Annotated in this window: 22 protein-coding genes; 6 read left to right on the top strand and 16 right to left on the bottom strand. The window is 74.0% G+C overall.

The features are described from left to right. Nucleotides 1–151 precede the first annotated feature (151 nt). The 6 genes from SCA03_RS24970 to SCA03_RS24945 all read right to left on the bottom strand — a co-directional run bounded on the left by SCA03_RS24970 (nucleotide 152) and on the right by SCA03_RS24945 (nucleotide 5,643). Entirely contained in the window at nucleotides 152–1,414 is a 1,263-nt protein-coding gene (locus SCA03_RS24970; RefSeq protein ID WP_086815186.1) for a cytochrome P450, read from the bottom strand. Then, entirely contained in the window at nucleotides 1,411–2,028 is a 618-nt protein-coding gene (locus SCA03_RS24965) for a GTP-binding protein (RefSeq protein ID WP_030885892.1), read from the bottom strand. Before SCA03_RS24965 ends, SCA03_RS24970 begins: the two co-directional genes overlap by 4 nt. After that, complete coding sequence (locus tag SCA03_RS24960; protein WP_030885894.1) at nucleotides 2,009–2,365, bottom strand: DUF742 domain-containing protein; 357 nt, start codon at nucleotides 2,363–2,365, stop codon at nucleotides 2,009–2,011. The genes SCA03_RS24965 and SCA03_RS24960 overlap by 20 nt, the downstream gene beginning before the upstream one ends. Beyond that, nucleotides 2,362–2,781 carry a roadblock/LC7 domain-containing protein gene (locus tag SCA03_RS24955; protein WP_170298029.1) on the bottom strand — a complete coding sequence of 140 codons (420 nt, stop codon included), beginning with the start codon at nucleotides 2,779–2,781 and terminating at the stop codon, nucleotides 2,362–2,364. Before SCA03_RS24955 ends, SCA03_RS24960 begins: the two co-directional genes overlap by 4 nt. A gap of 131 nt (nucleotides 2,782–2,912) precedes the next feature. Then, nucleotides 2,913–4,673, bottom strand: coding sequence for a sensor histidine kinase (locus tag SCA03_RS24950; RefSeq protein ID WP_141275665.1), 1,761 nt, complete (start codon nucleotides 4,671–4,673; stop codon nucleotides 2,913–2,915). A gap of 397 nt (nucleotides 4,674–5,070) precedes the next feature. Beyond that, the gene (locus tag SCA03_RS24945; protein WP_037866617.1) at nucleotides 5,071–5,643 is read right to left on the bottom strand and encodes a helix-turn-helix domain-containing protein; all 573 of its coding nucleotides are present in this window, start codon (nucleotides 5,641–5,643) and stop codon (nucleotides 5,071–5,073) included. 315 nt (nucleotides 5,644–5,958) lie between these two features. Between SCA03_RS24945 and SCA03_RS24940 the strand changes: the two genes are divergently transcribed. Next, nucleotides 5,959–6,756: an aldolase gene (locus tag SCA03_RS24940; RefSeq protein WP_030885903.1), complete on the top strand. Its 798-nt coding sequence runs from the start codon at nucleotides 5,959–5,961 to the stop codon at nucleotides 6,754–6,756. Continuing rightward, a complete protein-coding gene (locus tag SCA03_RS24935; protein WP_086818089.1) occupies nucleotides 6,753–7,667 on the top strand; it encodes a dihydrodipicolinate synthase family protein in 915 nt (304 codons plus the stop codon). The genes SCA03_RS24940 and SCA03_RS24935 overlap by 4 nt, the downstream gene beginning before the upstream one ends. Before the next feature lie 116 nt (nucleotides 7,668–7,783). On the opposite strand, the gene SCA03_RS24930 is transcribed toward SCA03_RS24935, so the two are convergent. The 3 genes from SCA03_RS24930 to SCA03_RS24920 all read right to left on the bottom strand — a co-directional run bounded on the left by SCA03_RS24930 (nucleotide 7,784) and on the right by SCA03_RS24920 (nucleotide 9,771). Then, the gene (locus SCA03_RS24930) at nucleotides 7,784–8,611 is read right to left on the bottom strand and encodes an alpha/beta fold hydrolase (RefSeq protein WP_086818088.1); all 828 of its coding nucleotides are present in this window, start codon (nucleotides 8,609–8,611) and stop codon (nucleotides 7,784–7,786) included. 226 nt (nucleotides 8,612–8,837) lie between these two features. Continuing rightward, nucleotides 8,838–9,437, bottom strand: a complete 600-nt coding sequence (locus SCA03_RS24925; protein WP_141275668.1) for a Dps family protein — start codon at nucleotides 9,435–9,437, stop codon at nucleotides 8,838–8,840. A 163-nt stretch (nucleotides 9,438–9,600) separates the two neighbouring features. Continuing rightward, the gene (locus SCA03_RS24920; protein WP_030885913.1) at nucleotides 9,601–9,771 is read right to left on the bottom strand and encodes a hypothetical protein; all 171 of its coding nucleotides are present in this window, start codon (nucleotides 9,769–9,771) and stop codon (nucleotides 9,601–9,603) included. 382 nt (nucleotides 9,772–10,153) lie between these two features. On the opposite strand from SCA03_RS24920, the gene SCA03_RS36460 reads away from it, so the two are divergent. Further along, nucleotides 10,154–13,525 (top strand): AAA family ATPase, encoded by a 3,372-nt coding sequence (locus tag SCA03_RS36460; RefSeq protein ID WP_230988898.1) that lies wholly within the window; start codon nucleotides 10,154–10,156, stop codon nucleotides 13,523–13,525. A gap of 74 nt (nucleotides 13,526–13,599) precedes the next feature. Here the strand turns inward: SCA03_RS36460 and SCA03_RS24905 are convergent, their stop codons facing one another. Next, nucleotides 13,600–13,899: an ArsR/SmtB family transcription factor gene (locus SCA03_RS24905; protein ID WP_030885919.1), complete on the bottom strand. Its 300-nt coding sequence runs from the start codon at nucleotides 13,897–13,899 to the stop codon at nucleotides 13,600–13,602. Between the two features lie 121 nt (nucleotides 13,900–14,020). Here SCA03_RS24905 and SCA03_RS24900 point away from each other — a divergent pair, with 121 nt between their 5' ends. Both SCA03_RS24900 and SCA03_RS24895 read left to right on the top strand, forming a co-directional pair. Further along, nucleotides 14,021–14,422: a nuclear transport factor 2 family protein gene (locus SCA03_RS24900; RefSeq protein ID WP_030885922.1), complete on the top strand. Its 402-nt coding sequence runs from the start codon at nucleotides 14,021–14,023 to the stop codon at nucleotides 14,420–14,422. 168 nt (nucleotides 14,423–14,590) lie between these two features. Then, nucleotides 14,591–15,811 carry a S8 family peptidase gene (locus SCA03_RS24895; protein ID WP_030894394.1) on the top strand — a complete coding sequence of 407 codons (1,221 nt, stop codon included), beginning with the start codon at nucleotides 14,591–14,593 and terminating at the stop codon, nucleotides 15,809–15,811. 76 nt (nucleotides 15,812–15,887) lie between these two features. Here the strand turns inward: SCA03_RS24895 and SCA03_RS24890 are convergent, their stop codons facing one another. The 6 genes from SCA03_RS24890 to SCA03_RS24865 form a co-directional block, all read right to left on the bottom strand. Continuing rightward, complete coding sequence (locus SCA03_RS24890) at nucleotides 15,888–17,042, bottom strand: N-acetylglucosamine kinase (protein ID WP_086817392.1); 1,155 nt, start codon at nucleotides 17,040–17,042, stop codon at nucleotides 15,888–15,890. Next, nucleotides 17,033–18,298, bottom strand: a complete 1,266-nt coding sequence (locus tag SCA03_RS24885; RefSeq protein ID WP_030885932.1) for a 6-phospho-beta-glucosidase — start codon at nucleotides 18,296–18,298, stop codon at nucleotides 17,033–17,035. The genes SCA03_RS24890 and SCA03_RS24885 overlap by 10 nt, the downstream gene beginning before the upstream one ends. Nucleotides 18,299–18,303: 5 nt before the next feature. Next, entirely contained in the window at nucleotides 18,304–19,242 is a 939-nt protein-coding gene (locus tag SCA03_RS24880; RefSeq protein ID WP_030885936.1) for a carbohydrate ABC transporter permease, read from the bottom strand. A gap of 3 nt (nucleotides 19,243–19,245) precedes the next feature. Then, complete coding sequence (locus tag SCA03_RS24875; protein ID WP_030885939.1) at nucleotides 19,246–20,241, bottom strand: carbohydrate ABC transporter permease; 996 nt, start codon at nucleotides 20,239–20,241, stop codon at nucleotides 19,246–19,248. A 10-nt stretch (nucleotides 20,242–20,251) separates the two neighbouring features. Then, complete coding sequence (locus SCA03_RS24870) at nucleotides 20,252–21,586, bottom strand: ABC transporter substrate-binding protein (protein WP_030885941.1); 1,335 nt, start codon at nucleotides 21,584–21,586, stop codon at nucleotides 20,252–20,254. Between the two features lie 319 nt (nucleotides 21,587–21,905). Next, a complete protein-coding gene (locus tag SCA03_RS24865) occupies nucleotides 21,906–23,090 on the bottom strand; it encodes an ROK family transcriptional regulator (protein WP_030885944.1) in 1,185 nt (394 codons plus the stop codon). Nucleotides 23,091–23,447: 357 nt separating this feature from the next. Between SCA03_RS24865 and SCA03_RS24860 the strand changes: the two genes are divergently transcribed. Then, nucleotides 23,448–24,716 (top strand): cytochrome P450, encoded by a 1,269-nt coding sequence (locus tag SCA03_RS24860; protein ID WP_086817216.1) that lies wholly within the window; start codon nucleotides 23,448–23,450, stop codon nucleotides 24,714–24,716. The last annotated feature ends 13 nt before the right edge of the window (nucleotides 24,717–24,729 follow it).

Here is a 24,729-nt window from a genome sequence, read left to right as displayed (position 1 = left end):
GGCCCCCGGCGGGCCGGCCCCGCGGCCGGGGTGAGGGCAGGGTGAGGGCCCCTCGCCGCGGGGCTCGCCGCGGGCCCTCCCACCGCTCTCCCCCGCCGGTCCGGCCCGCCGCACGACCCGGGTGGCAGGGCCTGCCGGACGACGGAACGGCCTACTGCACGACGGGGGTGAACTGCACCGGCAGCGCCGTCAGTCCGCGCATCCAGATCGACGGCCGCCAGGACAGCTCCTCCGGCTCGACCGCCAGCACCAGGTCCGGCAGCCGCTCCAGCAGCGTTTCGACCGCCGTCCGCGCCATCACGTCCGCCAGCAGCGGGGCCGGATAGGGGCAGCGGTGCTCGCCGTTGCTGAACGACAGGTGCGCGGCGTTCTCCGCGCCGACGTGCGCCTCCGGCCAGATCTGCGGATCGGTGTTGGCCGCCGCCAGCCCCATCACCACGCAGTCGCCGGCCTTGATGTGCCGGCCGCCGAGCTGGGTGTCGCGCACGGCCCAGCGCCCGATGAAGTTCTGTGTCGGGGTGTCCAGCCACAGCACCTCGTTGAGCGCCTCGCCCACGCTGAGCCGGCCGCCCGAGACGTTCACGGCGAACCGCTCGTCCGTCAGCAGCAGCCGCAGCGTGTTGCAGATCCAGTTCGCGGTCGGCTGCTGCGCCGCCGCGATCACCGAGATCAGGTCCTGGACGATCTCCTCGTCCGTCAGCCCCGCCGGGTGCTGGATCATGCGCGAGGTGACGTCCGGGCCGGGCGCGACCCGCTTGTCCTTCACGAGCTGGCGCAGCCGCTCGCCCACCCGCGCGTAGGCGGCGACGGGGTCGTCGCCCTCGGCGGCGTCGAGCGAGATCCGCAGATCGTCCACGAGCTGCCGGGTGTCGTCGCCCGAGGTCGGCATCCCGCACATCTGGACGACGACACGCATCGGCAGGGCGTGCGCGTAGCTGGTCATCAGCTCTGCCTGGCCGCTGCCGGCGAACGCGGCGATCAGCTCCTCGGCGATCAGCTGGGCGTCCCGGGCGAGTTCGAACTGGTCGACGCCCTCCAGCGCCTCGGTGATCACCCCGGCCCGCCGCCGGTGCTCGGCGCCCTCGGTGAACAGCACCGAGGGCTGGTATCCGACGAACGGCATCAGCGGCCAGTCGTCGGGGATGTTCTCCCACTGGTTCCAGCGCCGGGAATCCCGCGCGAACAGCTCGTCGTGGCTGGTCACATAGGTGACCTCGGAGTACCCGAGCACCAGCCACGCCGGGATGTCCCCGTCGAGCAGCACCGGCGCGACGGCGCCGTGCTCCCGGCGCAGCGCCCGGTACAACTGCGAGGGCGTCTGCTGGTATTCGAGCCCCGCCAGGCGGATCGCGTCCGGGTGGACGGGGCAGCCGGCCGGAGCCGGGTGCGGATGAGAGGAACCGGTGTCGGTCACGGTGTCGCCTCCTGGGCCAGGGCCATGTCGTAGAGGTGGTCCACGAGGGTGATCAGCACGTCCTTGCCGGACTGCCTCACCCGCGCGTCGCAGTCGACCATCGGTACGTGCTCGGGCAGAGCGAGCGCCTGGCGTATCTCGTCCAGGGAGTGGCGGGCACCGTCGTCGTCGAACCTGTTGACGGCCACGACGAACGGGGTGCGGTGGTGTTCCAGCCGGTCGATGGCGTACCAGGAGTCCTCCATCCGCCGGGTGTCGACGAGCACCACGGCGCCCAGCGTCCCGGAGAACAGCCGGTCCCACAGGAACCAGAAGCGCTCCTGGCCCGGCGCGCCGAACAGATACAGCACCATGCGTTCGTTGAGGCTGATCCGCCCGAAGTCGAACGCCACCGTCGTGGTCGTCTTGCCCGCCACGCCGCTGGTCTCGTCCACGCCGACGCCGGCCTGCGTCATCACCTCCTCGGTGTTCAGCGGCCGGATCTCGCTGACGGAGCGGACCAGGGTCGTCTTGCCCACGCCGAATCCGCCCACGACGACGATCTTCAGTCCGGTCTCCGCCGCGTCGGCCAACGGCGTGCGGCGCGAGGACAGTTCAGAGGTTGCGGAGCCCATGGAGCACCTCCTTGAGAAGGGCGGTATCGGGGAGCGACGCGGCGGACTGCGCGGCGCGCGGGTGGCGGGCGGTGATGCGGCCCGTGTCGTGCAGGTCGCCGAGCAGGATCCGCACCACCGTGATCGGCAGCTTCAGCTCGGCGGCGATCTCCACCACGGCCGTGGGGTGCCGGCACATCTCCAGGATCCGTACGTGCTCCGACTGCATTCCCGCCGTCGCCTGGCTCTCGCTGACGACGAGCGTGACCAGGTCGAAGGTGTCGTCGGCGCGGCTCCGCCCGCCCGTGACCGTGTAGAGCCGGTCGGGATCACCGGTGTCCACGGGCTTGCGTGTCACGAGGCGGCACTCCCTCCGGCGGGGTTCCGGGGCTCGGCCCGCAGGTGCTCACCGATCTGCTCGACCATCTCCGTCATCTGGTGGCCCACCACGCCGGGGTCGGCGTTCTCCTCGGCGACGACGGCGAGATGGGCTCCTTCGCCGGCCTCCACGATGAACAGCAGACCGCCGTGGAACTCGGTCATGGAGTGCCGGACACCGCCGGTGCCGTCGCCGAACTCCACGGAGGCGCCCTGCGCGAGGGCCTGGATGCCGGAGCAGATCGCCGCCATCTGGTCAGCCTGGTCGAGCGAGAGATGCTCGGTCCAGCACAGCTTCAGGCCGTCCCGGGACAGAACGAGGCCGTGCCGGGTACCGGGGGTGCGCTCCAGGAGGCTCTGGAGAAGCCAGGTGAGGCTGTTGTCGGTGGTCTGCATGGTGGGTGTTGGGACGGTGGTGCCCGGGTGACCGGTCACCGGCCCGTTCCTCCAATCTCACGTACTCGACGAGCGGGGAAGAGGGCGCGCCAGGGCCCCGGGCGCCGGGGGGGGCGGAGCGTGGCGTGGGGCTACGGAGCGGTGGGGGGCTCGGGCGGGGTGTCCGGTCCGGTGCCGCCGGACCGGCGCCCGCGGTGGAAGGCGCCGAACTGCGAGCCGGCATTGCGTGCCGGGCGCTCGCCCTGCGGGCCCGGCTCGGAGCGGCGCTGTTCGCGCTCGCGCTCCGCCTCGGACATGGTGCGGCCGGGAGAGCGGACGGGCAGGCCGTTCGGGGTGGAGCCGGTGGGGCGCCGCACCTGCTCGGGCAGCTCCGTCCGGGCGGCGGGCTGCTCGGCCGCGGGGCGCGGCGCCGGACCGGGCGCCGGTGCCGGGTCGGGCGCCGGTGCGGACGGTGCTGCCGGGCTGCCCGGCGGGGTGGGGGCCGGCCCGGGTGTGGGGGCCGCGGCGGGGGCCGAGCGGCGGGCGGCCTCGTGCGGCCCGGGATCGCGCTGCTGGGCGAGGAGTTGCGGGGGCAGCAGGACGACGACGCCGGTGCCGCCGCGGGACGAGGGGCGGTAGTTGACGCTCATGCCGTACTTCACGGCGAGCCGTCCGACCACGGCGAGGCCGAGCCGGGTGCCCTGGAGTGAGGCGATGTCGGTGATACGGCCGCTGACGGCCTCCTCGGCGTGCCGCATCGCCGCGTCGGCCATCTTCAGACCGCTGTCCTCGATGGTGACGACGATCCCGGCGCTGCGCTCCTCGACGTAGACGTGCACCTCGTCGATGGGCGGCGAGAAGTTCGCCGCGTTGTCCATGAGTTCGGCGAGCAGGTGCATCACGCCCTCGGCCGCGAAGCCGGAGATGGCGGCGCCGGTGGAGCAGTGCAGCCGCACCCGCTGGTAGGCGGCGATCCGGCCGACGGCGCCGCGCAGGATGGACTCCATCACGATCGGCTTGTTCCACGCGCGGCTGGCCCGGCCGCCCATGAGCAGTGCCAGCCGGTCGGTCATCAGGCCGAGCTGCGAGGTGCTGTGGTCGAGCTTCAGCAGGTCGCCGAAGGCCTCCTCGCCGTATCGTTCCTGCATTTCCCGCAGGTCGGCGAGCATGCCGAGGGCCTTGGCCTGGACGCGGCTGAGCGCCTTGGTGGAGGCGGCCTGTGCCGCGGCGGCGCGCCGCTCGCTGTGGGCGAGTTCCCGGACGAACTCCTCGGCGGGTGCGCGTACGACGGGCAGCCGGGGCAGATCGAGGTCGGCGAGCACGGTGCCGGCGGACTGGCCCTCGCGCAGCCGGGCGACCGCCGCGGGCAGCGTCTCCCGGGTGAGCTGCTCCAGTTCGCCGACCGCCTGCTGCAACTGCTGCTGGGCCTGCTGCCGCTCGCCGTCGAGGCGCGTGACGTGCTGCATGCCCTCCTCGACGGCGGAGGCGAAGGTGTCGGCGAGCCGGCGCAGTTGGGGATCGGCCGGGGGCTGCACCCCGCTCAGCGACTCACCGGCGCCGGCGCCGTCCCGCAGCCGCTTGACCAGCGCGGGCATCGTCACGTTGACGAGGTGCGCGGCCTCGGCCGAGGTCTGGGCCACCTGTCCCCGCAGCCGTACGGCCTCGGCTTCCTGCTCCGCCGCCGTGCGCCGGGCGCGCAGGACGAGCCGGTGGCCGACGAGGACGGCGACGGCCAGGCAGACCCAGGCGGTCACCGCCACGACCGGCGCCCAGGTGCCGGCCGCGGACGGCGCCAGGGCGACCGCCGCACCGGCCGCCACGGCGCTCACCACCAGCACGGCCACGGGTACGGCCGGCGAGGTGCGCGGCGCCGTCGCCGATCGGTGCTGGCTGGGCGGTGCAGACACTGACATTCCGCGGTCCCTCGGTCCGTACGAGTTGGAGAAACGGTGCGGCCGCGTCGCATCGGCCGCAGGCCGGGAGGCGATCGCCGAAGAGGACGGTGATCTTCCGACCCGGTATGCGACTCATGCTAGCCATCCTGCTGCGTGAGGAGATCCGACGAGATGCATAGTCCCTCGGCAAGGCAAGTTCGTCGTGAACTGACCACCTGTACGCCCCGGTGTGGTACGCGGGCCCGCGCGGGCGCGCCCCGTCCGACACGCGTAGACCCCCCTGCGTTCGCACGACAGCCCGTCAACTCCGCGGCGGGACGGAATGTCACCCCGCAACGTACCCCCACACGAGCAATCAGTTCCAGCCAACCGGACGGCGCCGGCGACGGGTCCCGGCCACGCGTGGGGCCGTCGGCTACGGGAGTTGCGGATGTGGTGTGTCGACGCCGTCACGATCGTCACACACGACGAGCAGCAGGGCGGCCCTGGCGGGCGACAGGGAGCGCACCTTGTGCGGCACCGTGGCCCGGAAGTAGGCGGAGTCCCCCGGGCCGAGCGTCAAAGCCCCGGAGGGGAAGAGCAGTTCGGCCCGGCCCTCGTGGACGAAGAGGAACTCCTCGCCCGGGTGGTCCCGGAACGGCACGGACTCCACCTCGTGCGGCGGGTGCAGCATGAACGGCGTCATGCCCTTGGTGCCGGCCCGCAGCGCCAACGCCTCGTAGCGGGAGCCGGGTTCGTCCTCGTCGGTGAGGGACTGCCGCTCCCCGGCCCGGGTCACCGTCACCTCGGCCGCCTCCTCCGCCTCGGTGAACAGGCTGCCCAGCGGCACGTCCAGCGCCTTCGCGAGCGAGGCGCCGACCGCGATCGACGGGACGCTGTGCCCCCGCTCGACCTTCGACAGATAGCTCTTGGTCACGCCGGAGCGCCGAGCGAGCGCCTCCAGCGTCATCAGGCGCTCCTTGCGCAACTGCCGTACCCGGTTGATCACCGGCCCCTCCCGTCCATGTCCTCGCACCCCTCCGCCCCTGCGCCCTCCCGGGCCCCGCCTCCCGCCCCTCGCCTCCGGCACGGGCACCCGGCGCGCGGGCCCACCAGTATCCCCACCGCCCCTGCTCCGGACGACGGCACGGGCACCCTTGCGGCATGACACAGGGTTTCCTACCGTGCTTCACGTTTCCTGTCCGGGTACCGCGGACGCGGTGCCGGAAGCCCCGGGGTACCGCGGCAGCGGTGCCGGAGAAAGCCGGGGAAAGCCGGATGGAGAGGTGGCCGGCCGGGCCGGCGCCTCGGGACTGGAGCAGAAATGGCAGACACCATGCGGGACTCGAAGGACGTTCTCCTGGAGCGCGCCGAGCGCCAGATGGGCGCCCACTTCTCCGACTCCCCGCTGACCACCCGCCAAAAGGTCGCGCTCACCTGCCGTATCGCCTTCGACGGCGGCCACGACTCGGGCCTCGCCGGGCAGATCAGCGCCCGCGGACAGCGGCCCGGCACCTACTGGACCCAGCGCCTGGGCCTCGGCTTCGACGAGATCACCGAGGACAATCTGCTGCTCGTCGACGAGGACCTGCGGGTGCTGGAGGGCGAGGGCATGCCCAACCCCGCCAACCGGTTCCACTCCTGGATCTACCGGGCCCGGGAGGACGTCAACTGCATCGTCCACACGCACTCGCTGCACACCGCCGCCCTCGCAATGCTCGAAGTGCCCCTGGTCGTCTCCCAGATGGACACCACTCCGCTCTACGAGGACTGCGCCTTCCTCAAGGACTGGCCCGGTGTTCCCGTGGGCAACGAGGAGGGCGAGATCATCTCCCGAGCCCTGGGCGACAAGCGGGCCGTCCTCCTGGCACACCACGGCCAGCTCGTCACCGGCCGCACCGTCGAGGAGGCGTGCAGCCTCGCGGTGCTCATCGAGCGCGCCGCCCGGCTCCAGCTGCTCGCCATGTCCGCCGGGACCATCCAGCCGCTGGACCCGCAGCTCGCCCGGGAGGCCCACGACTGGACCCTGGAGGACGTCCGCTCCCGGGCGAACTTCGCCTACTACGCGCGCAGAGCACTGCGCAACCATCCCGACTGCCTCACCGGCGAGGTGCGGCTGTGACGACGGCTCCGCCCCTGCGGGGCGTCATCTCCTACCCCGTCACCCCCTTCGACCCGGACACCGGTGCGCTCGATCTGCCCGGGCTGCGGCGGCTCACCGGGGACCTGGTCGCCGCGGGGAGCCACGCCGTCGCCCCGCTCGGCAGCGCCGGCGAGAGCGTGTACCTCACCGAGAGCGAGTGGGACGCCGTCTGCGAGACCACGCTCCAGACCGTCGCGGGGCGCGTCCCCACCCTCGTCGGCGTCGCACACTTCAGCACGGAGGGCACGGTCCGCCGCGCCCGTGTGGCGGCACGCAACGGAGCCACCGCGGTCATGGTGCTGCCGCTGGTGTACTGGCAGTTGACGGACGCCGAGCTGGAGCGGCACTTCGCCACCGTGGCCGCCGCCACCGATCTGCCGATGGTGCTCTACAACAACCCGGGCACCAGCGGTGTGGATCTCACCCCGGACCGGGTGGTGGCGCTCGCCCGCCGCATCCCGCAGCTCACCATGGTCAAGGAGAGCTCCGGCGACGTGGCCCGCTTCCGGGCGCTGCGTGAGCGGTCCGACGGCGCGCTCTCCGTCTACAACGGGAACAACCCCGTCGCCCTCGACGCCTTCCGGGCCGGCGCCGCCGGCTGGTGCACCGCGGCCCCCTGCCTGGTGCCCGCGTGGTGCCTGGACCTGTACGACGCGGCGGTACGCGGGGAAGCGGAGCGGGCCGAGGCGGTGTTCGGGCCGCTGCTGCCGCTGCTGGAGTTCCTCGTCGGACGCGGTCTGCCGCGCGCCGTCAAGGCGGGGCTCGGTCTGCTGGACCGGGACGCCGGGCCCCCGCGTCCGCCCCAACTGCCGCTGCCCGCGGGGGAGACGGAGCAGCTGCGGCGGCTGCTCGGGCGGCTGGACGCATCCGGGCGGGCGCCCCTGCGGTGAGTGCGTGCGGGCCCGCCGTCCGACGCGGGCCGTGCCGGTGGCCGCGCACCGCCCGGCCGCCGGCACGGCAGCCCGGGCAGGCCGGGCAGGCCGGGCAGGCCGGGCAGCCCGGGAGGTCAGCGGCGCAGGAACTCCAGCAGATCGCCGGTGAACCGCTCCTTGTCCCCGGGCACCAGGGCGATGCCGTGGCTGCCGCCCTCGTAGACCTTCAACTCGGCGTCGGCAACCAGCGCGGCGGCCTTCCGGCCCGTCGCCTCCAGCGGAACGATCTCGTCGTCGTCCCCGTGCACGACGAGGGTGGGGATGTCGAACTTCGCCAGGTCCTCGGTGAAGTCCGTGTAGGCGAAGGCGTCCACGCACCGCACCCCGCCCTCCAGCGTCTGGGCCATGGCCATGTACCAGAAGGCGTCCAGGTTGCCCCGGGTCGCCTTGGTGCCGGGCCGGTCCGCCGAGAAGAACCCGACCGCGGTGTCCTTCCAGAACTGCGAACGCTCCTGGAGGAGGCCGTCCTTGATCCCCCGGAAGACCTCGTCCGGCACACCCTCCGGGTTGCTGTCGGAACGGACCATCACCGGCGTGATGGCCGACAGCAGCACCGCGGAGCGCAGCCGCCCGGTGCCGTGCCGCCCGATGTAGCGGGCCAGTTCGCCGCCGCCCATCGAGTGGGCGACGAGGGTGACGTCCCGCAGGTCGAGCCCGGTGAGCAGGTCGTTCAGATCGTCGGCGAAGGTGTCGAAGTCGTAGCCGGACCACACCGGGGTGGAGCGGCCGTGGCCGCGCCGGTCGTGCGCGAGAGCGCGGTACCCGGCGTCCGCGACGGCCTTGAGCTGGTCCTGCCAGGCGTCCCCGTTGAGCGGCCAGCCGTGCACAAAGACGACGGGGCGTCCGGCGCCCCAGTCCTTGTAGAAGATCTCGACGCCGTCGCGGGTCGTGCACACGGGCATGAGCCACACCTTTCGCCGGCACGTGGGGCGGGCCTGCCCGGCCCCGGGCGGGCACCGCCGCGCCCTCACTCATCGTCGGGGCCCCGTGGGGGCGCCGCAACCGCGGCCTCTCCCGGCCCGGCGGGAACACGCCACCACGCGGCCGGACACGGGGTGCCGTTCCCCGCCGCGAGGCGTGACGGAGTGCGACCGCCCGTCACACGGCGTCGTCCGGTGCCGGGGCGGGTCACCGCGTGGCCGCCTCCTGTGCGGCCTGCTGCTCGGTGCGTGCGCCCGCGGTGCTCAGCGCGCCGCGGCAGCTCTCCAGGTGCGCCCGGACGAACCACTGGAACTTCTCCAGCGCGCGCAGCTGTTCCAGGAGCAGGTCCTCGGTCACCGGGTCCAGGGAGGCGACCTCGGCGCGTGCCCGGCGGTGGTCCTCGACGATGCCGGTGAGGACGAGGTCGAGCGCGCCCAGGTGGGCGATGGCGTCGGCCCGGCCCACGCTGTAGTCCTGCCAGTCGCGTTCGGCCACCAGCGTGCCCGGGGTGCCCCACGGCACCCCGCCCAGCGCGGAGATCCGCTCCGCCACCGCGTCGGCCATCTCCCGGACGCTCTCGGTCTGCGGGTCGAGCATCTCGTGCACCGCGATGAAGTGCGGGCCGACGACGTTCCAGTGGATGTGCTTGAGCGTCAGGGACAGATCGTTGAGGGCGTGCAGCCGGGACGCCAGCAGGGCGATGACGCGCGCACCGTCCTCGGTGCTGAGGCCCGGCACCGTGTAGTCCGGGTACTCCGGCGTCCTGCCCGGGTGGTCGGTGGTCCGTTCCGCGGTCGGTTCCGTGATCGCCACTGTTCCTCCGTCCTTTCCGTGTGCGGTGGCGGGCGGCGGCGGGCCGTTCCGCCCGGCCGGACGTCGCGTCCCCTGCCGGGCCGGGCCCGCCGGACCGCCACGGGTGTCCGCGTCGCCGCTGGTCAAACGTGCTCGGCGGGCCGGGTGCCGGGGCGGCTCACCACCGGTACCAGCGCCCCCGGTGTCCGCCGTCCCCGGCCGGCCGGACGAAGAAGCCCACGATCCACAGCACGAGAAGGATCAGGGCCGCCCACCACAGCGCCTTGAGGGCGAACCCGGCGCCGAACAGGACGAGCACGAGCAGAAGTCCAAGAAGCAGTGCTGCCATGGGTGTTCACCTCCACTGCCGCGGTTCCCCGGACCCGGGTGTTCATGCAGGACGCGTGCCGCACCCGGCCGGGCGGGCCGTACCGCGACACGGAGGAGCCCGGGATGACGGAGCGGACGGGGATGACGAGCGGGCGGAGTGGGCGGAGCGGCCGGAGGGGGCACAGCGGCCGGAGGGGCTGTGCGGGACGGACGGGGCGGGCGGGGCGCCGGGGGTGTGGCGGCTGTACGCCTCCCGCACCGCCGGGGCCTGCGCGGGGCTTGTTGTACGCCCGGAACGTGCGGAAGATGCTGACCGCCGGCCGAAGTCCGAACCCTGTGCACACATGCCGGTCCGGGGAGTTCGTCATGGTTCGCCCGTCATGGTTGTGGAGGTGGCTCCGGTGCCGTACGCCGTTCTCCGATCCCCGCAGGCCCCCCGGTTCGTCGGCAGGCAGGACGAACTGGACGCGCTCACCGCCGCCCTCGCCGCCCCTCCCTCGGTGGTGTTCGTGGAGGGCGAGGCCGGCATCGGCAAGACCCGCCTCGTCCACGAAGCGCTCGGCCGGGCCCCGGCAGGCCGCCGGGCGCTGCTGGGCAGCTGCCTCCCGCTGCGCGAGCCCTTCCCCTACGGGCCCGTCGTCGACCTCTTCCGCGGCCTCGGCGACGCCCTGCCCGCCCCGCTCAACCCGGTGTGCGGTGCGCTGCGCGCCCATGTGCCCGAGCTGGCCGCCGCGCTGCCGCCGGCACCGGAGCCGCCGACCGACCACCGTGCGGCCCAGCACCGGCTGTTCCGCGCCGTCCGCGCCCTGCTCGAAGCCCTCGGCGAGACCGTCGTCGTCGTGGAGGACGTGCACTGGGCGGACGACGGGACCCGCGATCTGCTGCGGTTCCTGGCCGACGCGCCGCCCCCGGGGCTGTCGCTGCTGCTGACCTACCGGCGCGAGGACCTGCCCGGCGACGGCGGACTGCCGCTGGGGCGGGCGCACCGGTGCCCGCCGGGCACCACCGAGGTCCGGGTGCCGCTGCTGCCGCTCGGTCCGGCCGCCGTCCGCGAGCTGGCGGCGGCGATGGCCGAAGGGGCGGACATCACGGACGAGTTGGCGGCCGAACTGCACCGCCGTACCGCGGGGATCCCGTTCGTCCTGGAGGAGACCGTCCGGGCGCTGGCCGCCCGCGGCGCGAGAGGCCGCGCCCTGGACACCGACACCCTGGAGGCCATGCCCGTGCCCGCCCTGCTCCAGGAGGCCACCGCCGACCGGCTCGCCCAGCTGTCCCCCGACGCGGCGGAGGCCGTCCGGGCCGCGGCGGTCCTGCGGGTGCCCGCCGAGGAGGAGTTGCTGGCCGCCATGCTGGACGACGCGCCGCACACGGATCCCCACCCGGACCCCCGCCCGGGTCCGCCGCGCGGTGCCGGCTGCGCACACCCGGCCGACGGCACGCCCGCGCCCGCCCGGGACCCCTCGCTCGGAAACGCCTCCCGCCCGGCCCTCCCCGGCGACGCCGCACCCCGGACACACCTCCCCCGCCCGGCCCTCCCCGGCCCCTCCCGCACGGACGGCTCCCGCACGGACGGCACCTTCGCGGACGACTCCCTCGCGGACCTCCTCGGCGCGGACGTCCTCGGCGCCGGTCCCGGGCATCCCTACCGTCCCGCCCCGGTCCGGGCCCTCGCGCCTTCCCGCACCGACCCGGGCACGGATCCGGCCTCCGGGCAGCAGCCGTCCCGGGGCCGAAGACCCGGCCCGGGGCGGAGCCCCCGCCCCGGCTCCCCCACGGGCACGGATCCGGACGCGGGCGCCGACGGGCCGGGGGTGCGCGGGCCCGGTGGCGGTGGGCGGGCCGTCGCCGCGGTCCGGGAGGCGCTGCTGGCGGGGATGCTGCACGAGCAGGACGAGGGGCGCTACGGGTTCCGGCACGCCCTCGCGCAGCAGGCGGTCTACGCGATGCTGCCCGGGCCCGACCGGCACCAGCTGCACCGCCGGGCGCTGACGGCGCTGGCCCGCAGGGATCCGCCGCCGCTGGTGCGGCTCGCCTACCACGCGCGGATGTCGGGCGACTGGCGCGCCTGGTACCGGCACTGCGAACAGGCCGCCGAGGCCGCCCACGACATGGGCGACACGGCGCTCGCCGTCGAGCTGCTGGAGGAGCTGCTCAGCGACGACCGGATGCCGGCGGACGAGCGGGGCCGGCTCGCGGCCCGGCTCAGCAGGGAGGCGGCCGTCGGGCTGGCGCACCGCCGCGCGACCGGGCTGCTGCGCCGGGTCCTGCGCGACGCCCGGCTGCCGGCGGGGCTGCGCGGCGAGATCCGGCTCAATCTGGGGCTGCTGCTGAACAATCAGGCCGGCCGGTACCAGGAGGGCAGGGCGGACACCGAGACGGCCGTCGCGGAGCTGCACGAGCGGCCCGCCCTCGCGGCGCGCGGCATGGCGGCGCTGGCCATGCCCGGCTGGGGCGATCAGCCCCGCAGCACGCACGAGAAGTGGATCGCGCGGGCCGAGGAGCTGGTGGCCGGGGAGACCGACGGCGCGCTGCGCCTCGCCGTGCGGGGCAACCACCTGGCGCTGTTGATGTCCTGTGGTTCGCCGGCGGTGTGGCGGCAGGCGGAGACGCTGCTGGCGCAGGGCGGGACGGTCGCCGAGCGCCGTCAGGTCGCGCGGGCCTGCGGCAATCTGGCCGATGCCGCCACCTGTCTCGGCCACTACGCCGCTGCCCGCCGCTACCGGCGCGAGGGGCGGCGGCTGGCCGTGGAGTACGGCGCCCCGTATCTGGAGAACATCGTCGAGGGCACGGCGCTGCGCCTGGCCTGGTACACCGGCCGCTGGGACGGCCTGGCGGAGCGGGCACGCGCCGCGCTCGGGGTGGTCCGGGGCGTCTCCAGTGTGGCGGCCGACGCCCATCTGGTGCTGGGGCTGCTGGCGTCGGCCCGGGGCGAGTGGGAGGAGGCCGAGGCGCGGCTGCGGGACGCGGGGCTCGCCGATCCGGCCAACGCGCCGGCCAACATCCTGGCCGCGGCGTCCGCCGCCATGGCGCGGCTGCGCACGGCGTGCGGGGATCCGGAGGCGGGGTGTGCGGAGGCGCTGCGTGCCGTGGCACGGATCCGCCGGAAGGACATCTGGACCTGGGCGGCGGATCTGGCGCCGATGGCGGTGGCGGCCCTGGTGCGCTGTTCCCGGCACGAGGAGGCGGAGGCGCTCACGGCGGAGTTCGGTGAGCAGCTCGCGGGCCGGGACGCCCCGCTGGCGGCCGCGGCGCATCTCGCCTGCCAGGGCGTGCTGGCCACGGCGGCGGGGCGCGGCGCCGAGGCGGCGGCCACGTTCACCGCCGCGCGTGCCGCCTACGCCGTGCTGCCCCAGCCGTACTCGGCCGCGCGGGCCGGTGAGGCGGCGGCACGCAACCGGCTGGCGTTCGGCGATGCGGCCGCCGCGGCCCAACTGGCGGCGGCGGCGGAGGAGTTCGGTGCGCTGGGTGCCGTGCGGGACGCGGCGCGCTGCCGCAGTGTGCTGCGCCGCAGCGGCACCGCGACGCCGTCCCGGCGCGGCCGGCGCGGATACGGCGGCCGTCTCTCGCCGCGCGAGGGCGAGGTGGCCCGGCTGGTCTCGCTGGGCCGCACGAACCGGGAGATCGCCGAGGTGCTGTTCCTCTCGCCGCGCACCGTCGAGCAGCATGTGGCCCGGGTGCTGCGCAAGCTCAATCTGACCTCGCGCTCGCAGGTCCCCGCGCACCATCCGGCGTTCGGTGCGGCGGGGCCGGCCGGGGACCATCCGGGCGCCTGAGCCGCGGCCCGCGCCCCGGCCGCCGCGCCGCGCGGCGGTGCACGGCGCCCGCCCGCCGTCGGCGTCCGCCGGTCTCAGCCGTTGACGACCGCGTCCAGGAGGCCGGGGAAGCGGGCGTCGAGGTCGTCGCGGCGGAGGGTGGTGCGCAGGCAACGGCCCTCGCGGCGCTGGTGGATGACGCCGCTCTCGCGCAGCACCTTCCAGTGGTGGCTGGCGCTGCTCTTGGTCATGTCCGGAAGGATGTCCCGGCAGGCCATCTCGCGGCCGTCGGCGAGCGTGCGCACGACGCGCAGCCGGACGGGGTGCCCGAGCGCGATCAGGACCTCGTCGATCCGCAGTGCCTCCCTGGCGGGCAGGCGTAGCTCCTCAGCCATGGCACCACCGTACCGCCGAGACAGTACGACTCCAAACGAACCGAGCTGATCAGCCGGTGTGCAGAGCCGGCGGAACGCGGTGTACGGTTCGAATCAACTCGAACCATCGAAGGGAGTCGTCATGACCACCGACGCCACCAAGCAGCACCTCGCGGACACCTTCCACGCCGCGCTCACCCACCGCGACTGGGACCGGCTCCGCGCGGTGCTCAGCGAGGACGTGACCTGGACGCTGCCCGGGGACAACGTGATCTCCGGCACCGCCACCGGCCCGGACGGCGTCGTCGAGCGCGCCGAGCTGATCGCCTCCTACGGGCTGACGTTCACCCTGGAACACGTGCTGATGAGCCGGGACAACATGGCGCTGGCCCTGCACAACACGGCCGCCCGCGAGGACGCCGTGCTCGACGAGCACCTGGCCACCGTGTGCCGGATCGCCGACGGCCGGATCGCCTCCATCGAGACGTACCTCTCCGACGTCCCGGGCATGAACCGGTTCTTCGTCCCGCTCCCGGCCGCCTGATCCCCGGGCCCGGGGCGGCGGAACACACCGACGGTGCCGAAGCCGAATACGTATACCTACCTATGCACTTCCGGATTGTTTTGGTCCGGACCCCCGCAGAGGGTGTGTGCCACATGACCGGGCGCGGGACGCCCGGTCCGACACCCCCACGACGGAGGAGCAGCATCCATGGGTACTCGTACGCGCACCAGACGCTTCGCCGCCCTGGGCATCGGAGCGCTGACCGCGACGGTGCTGGGGCTGGGCCAGGCCGCCACCGCCGGCGCGTCCACGCCCGACGCGCAGCAGGGCACCATCCGTAACGCCGACGCGCCCGGCGCGACGGCCGGCCGGTACATCGTGGCGCTGGACGGCGAGGCGTCGGCGTCCGGCACCGCGCGGGCGCAGGCCCGCACCGCCGCCGAGCGGCTCACCGACGCGCACGGCGGCAAGGTCGACCAGGTCTACTCGGCGGCCTTCCGCGGGTTCTCCCTGCGCGCGAGCGAGGAGCAGGCCGAGGAGCTGGCGAAGGCCCCCGGCGTGCGCTTCGTCGAGGCCGACGGCACGGCGCGGGTCAGCGGCACCCAGCCCAACCCGCCCTCCTGGGGCATCGACCGGATAGACGGCGCGCTCAACAGCTCCTACAGCTACCCCAACGACGGCTCCGGTGTGACGGCGTACATCGTCGACACGGGCGTCGACATGACCCACCCGGACTTCGGCGGACGCGCGCGCAGCGGCCGGGACTTCATCGACAACGACAACGACGCCAGCGACTGCCAGGGCCACGGCACCCACGTGGCCGGCACCGTCGGCGGCAAGACGTACGGCGTGGCCAAGAACGTCGACATCGTCTCCGTGCGGGTGCTCAACTGCTCGGGCTCCGGCCAGTGGTCGCAGGTGATCGGCGGCATCGACTGGGTGGCGCAGAACGCCGACGGCCCGTCCGTGGCCAACATGAGCCTCGGCGGCGCGGCCAGCTCCTCCGTGGACGCCGCCGTCCAGGGCGCCATCGACAAGGGCGTCAGCTTCGCCGTGGCCGCGGGCAACGACTCCAGCAACGCGTGCAACACCAGCCCCGCCCGGGTGCCGGCCGCCATCACCCTCGGCTCGACGGACCGCGGTGACGGGCGCTCGTACTTCTCCAACTACGGCCGCTGCCTGGACCTGTTCGCGCCCGGCGGCAGCATCACCTCCACCCGCAACGGTGGCGGCTCCACCACCATGAGCGGCACCTCCATGGCCTCCCCGCACGCGGCCGGCGCCGCCGCCCTCTACCTCTCCGCCCACCCCGGCGCCTCCCCGGCGCAGGTGCGCAACGCGCTGGTGAACTCCGCCCAGACCGGCGTCGTCGGCAACCCGGGCTCCGGTTCCCCCAACGCCCTGCTGAACGTCTCCTCCCTCGGCTGATCCCCGGCCGGACCGCCACCCACCCCGTGGGGCCGTCCCGCGACGGCCCCACGGGGCTGTGCACGCCCGGCCGGCGTCAGTCGGGGGCGGGTCCGGTGCCGACCGGCCGGGTGCGGCCGGCACCGCCCGACGCCGGCCCGGGTACGTCCCGGGGCGCACCGGAGGGGGCAGCCGGCTCGAAGTGGCGCCGCGCGGTGCGGTGCGCCTCCGGGCCGGCGCCGAGCGCGTCGAGGCCCAGCAGCGCGGCCCCCAGCACCGGACGGGCCCGCACCACGCGGGGCACGGCCAGCGGGGCACGCCGGGCGAGGAGCCCGGTGATGCGGTCGTCGAGCAGCGGATGGCCGGCGGCGAGGATGCTGCCGCCGAGGAGCACCGGCGCCGGCCGGCCGAGCAGATCGAGGCGGCGCAGCGCGACCACCGCCATGGTGACGACCTCCTCGGCCATCCGCGCCACCAGGGAGTCGGCGACGGCGTCGCCCTCGGCGGCCACCCGGAACAGCACGGGGGTCAGCTCCAGCCGCCGGGCGTAGGGGATGCGTCCCAGGTGGAGGGCCTCGATCAGCGCGTACATCGAGTCGAGTCCGAAGTGCGCGGGCAGCGCGGTGCGCAGCCGGGTGGGCTCGCCCCGGCCGTCCTCGGCGCGGGCCGCGTGCCACAGCGCCTCCTCGCTCAGGCCGCCCCCGCCGCCCCAGTCGCCGGAGAGCCGGCCGATGGCCGGGAACCTGGCGGTGCGGCCGTCGGGCAGCAGCCCGGCACAGTTGATCCCGGCGCCGCACACGACGGCGACGCCGCGCGGGGCGCCGTCGCCGTCGTCCTCGGTCAGCCCGGCGCGCAGGATCGCGAACGTGTCGTTCTGCACGGTGACCTCGTCGCCCCAGCCGCGCCCGGTCAGCGCCGCCGCCAACTGCTCCTCCTCGACGGGCAGGTCGGCGTTGGCCAGACACGCCATCACCTGCCGCACGGGCGGGAGGGCGCCGCCGGGCGCGGCCGCGTCCCCGGTCGCGTCCGCGTGGGCGCGGGCGACGGTCTCGGCCAGCGCGTCGACGGCCGCCGCCACGCCGACGACCGGCGGCCGGAAGCCGCCGCCGCGCGCGGCACCCAGCACGGTGCCGTCCGCGGCGAGCAGCGCCACATCGGTCTTGCTGTTGCCGGCGTCGACGGCGAGCACCGCCGGAACGCCGGGAGCCGGCCCGCCCGCGGGCGCGGCCGGCCGGGGTTCGCTCAGGCCCACGCGAGGTGCTCCTTGTTGTGCGCGAGGAGCAGATCGGTGAGCTGCTCGGCGTATGCGGTCTGGCCGACGAGGGGGTGGGCGAGGAGCGCGGCGAAGACCCGGTCGCGCCCGCCGTGCAGGGCGGCCCGCAGGGCGAGTTCCTCGTACGCGCTCACATGCGCGATCAGCCCGGTGAACTGCGGGTCGAGCGGGGGCACCGGCAGCGGGTGCGCGCCGTCCCGGTCGATGCGTGCCTGGGTCTCGATCACCGCGTCGTCGGGCAGGAAGGGCAGGGTGCCGTTGTTGCGGGTGTTGACCGCCTGGTGGCGGCTGCCGCCCTCGCGCAGCAGCGAGGCGGCCAGGTCGACGGCGGCCTCGGAGTAGTAGGCGCCGCCGCGGCGGGCCAGCAGCTCGGGCTTCTCGTCCAGCGCCGGGTCGGCGTACATGCCCAGCAACTCCTCTTCCAGCGCGGCCACTTCGGACGCCCGGGTGGGCTTCTCGCGCTGGGCGCCGACGACCTCGTCGTGTGCGTAGTAGTAGCGCAGGTAGTAGGAGGGGACGACGCCGAGCCGGTCGACGAGGGTGCGCGGCAGGTGCAGATCGTCGGCGACGGCGTCCCCGTGCTCGGTGAGCAGCTTCGGCAGCACGTCGGTGCCGTCCGGGCCGCCGAGGCGCACGCCCAGCTCCCAGGTGAGGTGGTTGAGCCCGACGTGGTCGAGGTGGACCTCGGCGGGGGCGACGTCCAGCAGCCGGGCGAACTTGCGCTGGAAGCCGATGGCGACGTTGCACAGGCCGACGGCCTTGTGCCCGGCGGACAGCAGCGCGCGGGTGACGATGCCGACGGGGTTGGTGAAGTCGATGATCCAGGCGTCCGGGTTGCTGCGGCGCACCCGCTCGGCGATGTCGAGGACGACCGGAACGGTGCGCAGCGCCTTGGCCAGGCCGCCCGCGCCGGTGGTCTCCTGGCCGACGCAGCCGCACTCCAGCGGCCAGGTCTCGTCCCGGTCGCGGGCCGCCTGCCCGCCGACGCGCAGCTGGAGGAGGACGGCGTCGGCGCCGTCCACCCCGGCGTCCAGGTCGGCGGTGGTGGTCACCGTGCCGGGGTGGCCCTGCTTGGCGAAGATGCGCCGGGCCAGGCCACCCACCAGCTCCAGGCGGTCGGCCGCGGGGTCGATCAGGACCAGCTCGTCGATGGGCAGCACGTCACTGAGCCGTGCGAATCCGTCGACGAGTTCGGGGGTGTAGGTCGAGCCTCCGCCGACCACTGCGAGCTTCATGTGTCTCAGCCCTTTACTCCGGTGAGGGTGACGCCTTCGACGAAGGCTTTCTGTGCGAAGAAGAAGACGAGGATGACCGGCGCCATGATCAACAGCGTGGCCGCCATCGTCAGGTTCCAGTCCACGCTGTGCGCGGACTTGAACGATTCGAGGCCGTAACTGAGCGTCCAGGCCCCGGGGTTCTGTGCCGCGTAGATCTGCGGGCCGAAGTAGTCGTTCCAGCAGTAGAAGAACTGGAAGAGCGCGACGGCCGCGATGCCCGGCTTCGCCATCGGGACGATGACGCGCAGCAGCGTGCGCAGCTCACCGCAGCCGTCGATCCGCGCCGACTCCATGTACTCCTTGGGGATCGTCAGCAGGAACTGCCGCAGCAGGAAGATGGAGTACGCGTCACCGAAGGCCATCGGGATGATCAGCGGCCACAGCGTGCCGGACAGATGGAACTGCTGCGCCCACACCAGGTACATGGGCACGACGACGACCTGCGGCGGCAGCATCATCGTGGAGATCACCAGCAGCATCGCCGTCCGCCGGCCGCGGAAGCGGAACTTGGCCAGCGCGTAGGCCACGGGCACCGACGAGCACACGGTGAACACGGTGCCGACCACCGCGTACATCAGCGAGTTGCGCCACCAGTCCAGGAAGCCGGGCGTGTGGAAGACCTTGCTGTAGTTCTCCCAGTGCCAGGACGCCGGCCACAGCTCGCCGCTCATGGCCTGCCCGTCGCTCATCACCGAGGTGAGGAACGCGAAGACGAACGGCAGCACGAAGGCCAGCGCCAGCGCGACGGCCACGGAGTGCACCGCGATCCAGTGCAGCACCCGGTTGCGGCGGGCCCGGCGCGCGGCGGCGGGCAGGGGCGCGGACGGGCCCGCGGCGGACCCGGCCCGGGCGGGGCGTACGGGGGCGACGGCGTCGGCCGCCGGGGAAGTGGGAGTCGTCATCGGTCAGTCCTCCGCCGACAGCAGGCCGCTCCTGCGGCGCATGAGCAGCATGGTGACGGCCATCGCGATCGCGAACAGCACGAGCGACAGCACGCACGCGGCACCGGTGTTGAAGTTCTGGAAGCCGAGCTGGTAGACGAGCTGCGGCACGGTGATCGTCGAGTGATCGGGGTAGCCGGGCTGGATGACCGTGCCGGGGCCGATCGTGACGCCCGAGGCCAGCTTCCCGGCGACGAGCGCCTGGGTGTAGTACTGCATCGTCTGCACCACACCGGTGACCACGGCGAACATCACGATCGGCGTGATGTTCGGCCAGGTGACGTACCGGAACCTGGCCAGCGGCCCGGCACCGTCCAACTCGGCCGCCTCGTACTGCTCCTTGGGGACGTCCAGCAGCGCGGCCATGAAGATGACCATCAGGTCCCCGATGCCCCACAGCGACAGCATCACCAGCGACGGCTTGGACCAGTCGGGGTCGTTGAACCAGTTCGGGCCGTCCAGGCCGATGGCGCCCAGCACCTCGTTGACGGGCCCCGTCGCCGGGTTGAGCAGGAAGACGAACGCGACCGTCGCGGCCACCGGCGGCGCCAGATAGGGCACGTAGAACGCGGTGCGGAAGAAGCCGACCCCGCTCTTGAGCTTCGTCACGAGCAGGCCGACGCCGATGCCGAACACCACCCGCAGCGCCACCATCACCACGACCAGCCACACCGTGTTCCACAGCGCCGGCCCGAACAGCGGCATCTGTGTGAACACGTACGACCAGTTCCGCAGCCCCACGAACTCCGGCTGCTTGATCTGGTTGTAGTGCATGAACGAGAAGTAGACGGTCGCGACCAGCGGATAGCCGAAGAAGACCGTGAAGCCCACGAGCCAGGGCGAGAGGAAGCCGATCGTGCGCAGCCGCTCCCGCCTGCGCCGGTGGCGCAGCGTGTGCGCACCGGGCGCCGGCCGGCCGGTCGAGCCCGTGCGGGCCCCGGATGTCAGGTCGAGTGCCATGGCCGGGCTCCTAGTTCTCCGCCTGAAGGGTGTCGGCATCGATCTGCCGGTCGAGTTCGCGCAACCCCTTGTCGAGGTCCTTCTCCCGGCCCGACTCGACGGAGTAGGAGAAGTCCTGGAAGGCCGTCACGTACTGGCCGCCGGTCGTCGACGGCGGCAGCGCCTGGCTGTGCGGGTTCTTCGCGATCCGCAGGAAGGTGCGGAAGGACGGATCGGCGTCCAGCCGGGGCGAGTCGAGCGCCGCCTTCGTGGACGGCACATTGTGGATCGCGTTCGCGAAGGCGACGACCTGGTCGGTGTCGGTGGTCAGGAACCGCAGCAGCTCCCAGGCGGCGTTCTGATGCCTGCTGCTGTGCGCGATGCCGGCGACCGTGCCGGTGAGATAGCCGCGCCCGTAGGTGTCCGCCTGGTCGTCGGGCACCGGCAGCGGCGCCACGCCCCAGTCGAAGTCGGGCTTCGCCTCCTTGAGCATCAGCCCGCGCCACTCCCCGTCGAGGTGCATCGCGAGCTTCCCCGTCATGAAGCCGGACTGCCGGGACATCTCGTCGCCGAAGCTCTGCCGCAGCCGCTCCAGCGCCCGGTAGCCGCCCTGCGCGTCGGCGAGCCGGCTCATCTCCCGGAAGAACTGCCGGGTGCGCGGCTCCTTCGCCAGGCGCGCCTTGCCGTCCTTGTCGAAGTAGCGCGGGCCCCACTGCGCGAACATCCGGTCCGGACTGTTCTGGTACAGCCGGAAGTTGGGCATGAACCCGGCCCGCTCCACCTGGCCGCCGTCCCGCCGCGTCAGCTTCTTCGCGTCCTCGCGGAACTCCGACATCGTGCGGGGCGGCCGGGTGATGCCGGCCTCGGCGAAGGCGTCCTTGTTGTAGTAGAGCCCGAACGCGTCGGCCAGCAGCGGCAGCGCGCACTGGGTGCCCTCGTACTGCGTGTACTCCAGCAGCGTGCGCGGGAAGACCTTCCGTTTGTCGATACCGCTCTTGCGCAGGAACGGATCGAGGTCGGCCCACATGCCCGAATCGCAGTACTGGCCCACGTTGTTGGTGGTGAAGGAGGACACCACATCGGGGGCCTTGTCGCCGCCGGCCCGCAGCGCCTGGTTGACGGTGGCGTCGCTGACGTTCCCCGTCGTCTTCACCTGGATGTTCGGGTGCAGCTTCTCGAAGCGCCGGATACTGGCGTCGATCGCCTTCACCTCGCCCGGCTCCGACCAGCCGTGCCAGAACTTCAGCGTGACGGGTGCTTTCGGATCGTCGTCGGCGCTGCCGACGCTCGGATTGGCGCAGCCGGACAGCAGCAGCCCGACGGCGAGCAGCACGGCCGGCCAGGCACGCGGACGCGGAGGCGACATGGCGGCTCCTTCACGAACAGGGATGGTTGGGAAGGGAGTTCGGACACGGACGGACACCACCCGGGCGGGACGCCGGGCGGCGCACGGCCACCGGCCGAGCGGCCGGACGGGCGAGGGCGGATGCCGCGGCGTCCGGCGCACACGGGGCACGGGCGGCACGGACCAGGACCGGAGGAGGGCAGCGAGGGCCGGGGGCCGGGGTCCGGTTCCAGGTTCGGGTTCGGTCGGGCGCGGGCCGTCAGGGCCCGGGGCGGGCGGGGCCCCGGCCCGGCACGGCCCGAGGGGGCAGGGGGCGGAGGAGCGGGGCTCGGGGCCGGGCTCAGGCGGTGTCGAAGACCTCGTTGCGCGCCTGGGCCAGGGCCGACAGCAGGGCTCCGCTCAGGATGGGATCGTCCTCGACCTCGCTGAGCCGCAGCAGCGGCCTGGGCAGCGCCAGCCCGGTCAACTCCCGCTCCACCAGGGCCCGTAGCTCCTCGCCGCCGGTGCGCGGCACCGCACCGGACAGCACGACCAGCTCCGGGTCGACGACCGCCACCACGGCGGCGATACCGCTGGCCAGCCGGCGCGCGACCTCCGCGCGCACCTGGGGATCGGCCAGCGCGTCGGCGAGCGGCTTGCCGCCCGCGAGGGCGCGCACCGCCGCGACGGAGACGAGGCTCTGGAAGCCGCCCCCGCCGTCCTCCGCCGCGTAGGCGCCGGGACCGCCGCGGGCCAGCGGGGCGCCCGGCAGCGGCATGTAGCCGATCTCCCCGGCGCCGCCGGTGGCCCCGCGCAGCAGCGTGCCGTCCACGACGACGGCGGCGCCGGTGCCGTCGTCCACCCATACGAGGGCGAAGTTGTCGTGGTCCTGGGCCGCGCCCTCGTGCTGCTCGGCCACGGCGGCGAGGTTCACGTCGTTGTCGATCGTCACGGTGGTGCCCAGCACCTCGGCCAGCTCGGCGCGGAGCGTACGGGAGTGCCAGCCGGGCAGGTGCGGCGCGTACCGCAGTTCGCCGGTGCGCGGGTCGATCGCGCCGGGCGTGCCGATGACCGTGGTGTGCGGCTCCCGCGCGGCGGGCGCGGCCTGCCGCAGGGCGCCGCCGACGGCCTCCTCGACCAGCCGGGCCGTGCGGTGGGGCACGTCCTCGGGGACGGACTCCGCCTCCACGCGGGCGCGGCCGACGACCGTGCCGGTGATGTCGGCGACCGCGGCGGAGATGCCGTGCGGGTCGGCCGACAGCGCGGCCACATGCGCGGCGGACGGCTCGATCTCGTAGAGCAGGGCGCTCGGCCCCGGCTTGCCGCGCACCTTGCTGCGGGCCCGGACGAGGCCCATCTCCTCCAGCCTGCCCAGGAGTTGGGAAGCGGTGGGTTTGGACAGGCCGGTCAGCTCGCTGAGCCGGGTGCGGGTGAGCGGTCCGTGTGCCGCGAGCAGGTCGAGTGCGGCGCGGTCGTTCATCGCGCGCAGCACCCGGGGGGTGCCCGGTGTTCCCGGTATCCCGCCGGAGTCGGCGTGTGTGGCCATGGCGTGACCCACCTTCGAGATCTGTCCGGCCCGCCCGGGCGACGGTGCACGGGCGCGCTTGATAGGAAACTTTCCTACCGATGCCGGGAACCTAGGTCTCCACGCCCGGGTACGTCAATGGGCGGGCACGCACCGGAAAAAGACGGGCCCGCTCGGGCGGACGAGCGGGCGGGCCGCGCGGAGGATCCGGGTCCGGATGCCGATGGGGCAACTGGCGCTGAAGTGGCGGGAGTTGATTGCTGAGCGATCGCTCGCGTGCCTATAGTGAACGCCGCGTATTCACGGTTCACGGCACCTCCACATCCGCCCACAGGCGCACGAAGGTGATCGACCTGCGCCCCGACCGAAGGGCACGCCATGGCAGCCTCCGCGCGGCCACCGCGGGAGTCCGGCAGCCCGGACGAACCGCCCGGCCCGGATGATTCCGGCCTCCCCGCCTACCCGTCGGCCCGGCAGTGCCCCTTCCACCCGCCCGCCGAGTACGGGCGGCTGCGGGAGACGCAGCCCGTCGCCCGGGTGCGGTTCCAGGAGCAGCCGCTGTGGCTGGTCACCTCTCACGAGGCCGCCAAGGCCGTGCTGCGCGACCCGCGGTTCAGCACCGACCCCGCCCGCGAGGGCTTCCCCACCGGATCGACCGCGCCGCGCCCCGCGCCGGACCCGGAACGCCGGCGTGCCCGCTCCTTCCTCACCATGGACGAGCCGGAACACGGCCGCTACCGGCGCATGCTCATCCCCGCCTTCGGCGCCCGCCGCACCGAGGACTTCCGCCCCCGGATCGAGGCCGTCGCCGACGACCTCATCGACCGCCTCACGGCCGGCGGCCGGAACCGGGCCGACTTCGTCGCGGAGTTCGCGCTGCCGCTGCCGTCCCGGGTGATCTGCTCGGTCCTCGGCATCGGCGACGAGGGCGCGGCCGTCTTCCAGGAGAAGAGCGCCGTCGCCATGGACCCGGCACGGACACCCGACGAACGCCTCGGCGCCGCGGCGGAGTTCACGTCCTACCTGGCCGACGTCATCGCCGACCGGCACCGCAGCCCCGGGGACGATCTGCTGAGCCGGCTCGTGGCCGAACAGGTCGACACCGGGCAGCTCGACGACGAGCAGCTGGGCGCGACCGCGATGGCCCTGCTCATCGCCGCCTCCGAGACCACCACCCACACCCTCGCGCTGGGACTCCTCACGGTCACCGGACGGTCCGGCCTGCTGGCCCGGATCCGCGAGGAGCCAACGGCCGCCGGCCCGGTCGTCGAAGAGGTGCTGCGGATGTGGACGGTGCCGCACCGCGGCCTGTACCGGGCGGCCGTCGAGGACGTCGAGGTGGGGGGCCGGACGATCCGGGCCGGCGAGGGCGTCGTCGTGTCCGTCGCCGCCGCCGACCGCGACCCCGCCGTCTTCGACGACCCCGACACCTTCGACCCCGACCGCACACCCCGGCCGCACCTCGCCTTCGGCCACGGGGCGCACCGCTGCCTCGGCGAACCCCTGGCCCGGCTGGAGCTGACCGTCGCGCTGCGCCGGCTCGCCGAACGGCTGCCCGGACTGCGCCCGGCCGTCCCCGCCGACGAACTCTCCTTCCGCGAGGACCACTTCATCTACGGGCTGGACCGGCTCCCCCTCATCTGGTGACGGCGCCCCGGGC

This window comes from Streptomyces cacaoi (assembly GCF_006539165.1).
Lineage (GTDB): Bacteria > Actinomycetota > Actinomycetes > Streptomycetales > Streptomycetaceae > Streptomyces > Streptomyces cacaoi.
The sequence above is the reverse complement of the archived record's forward strand: the minus strand, read 5'-3'. Positions and strand labels throughout refer to the sequence as shown.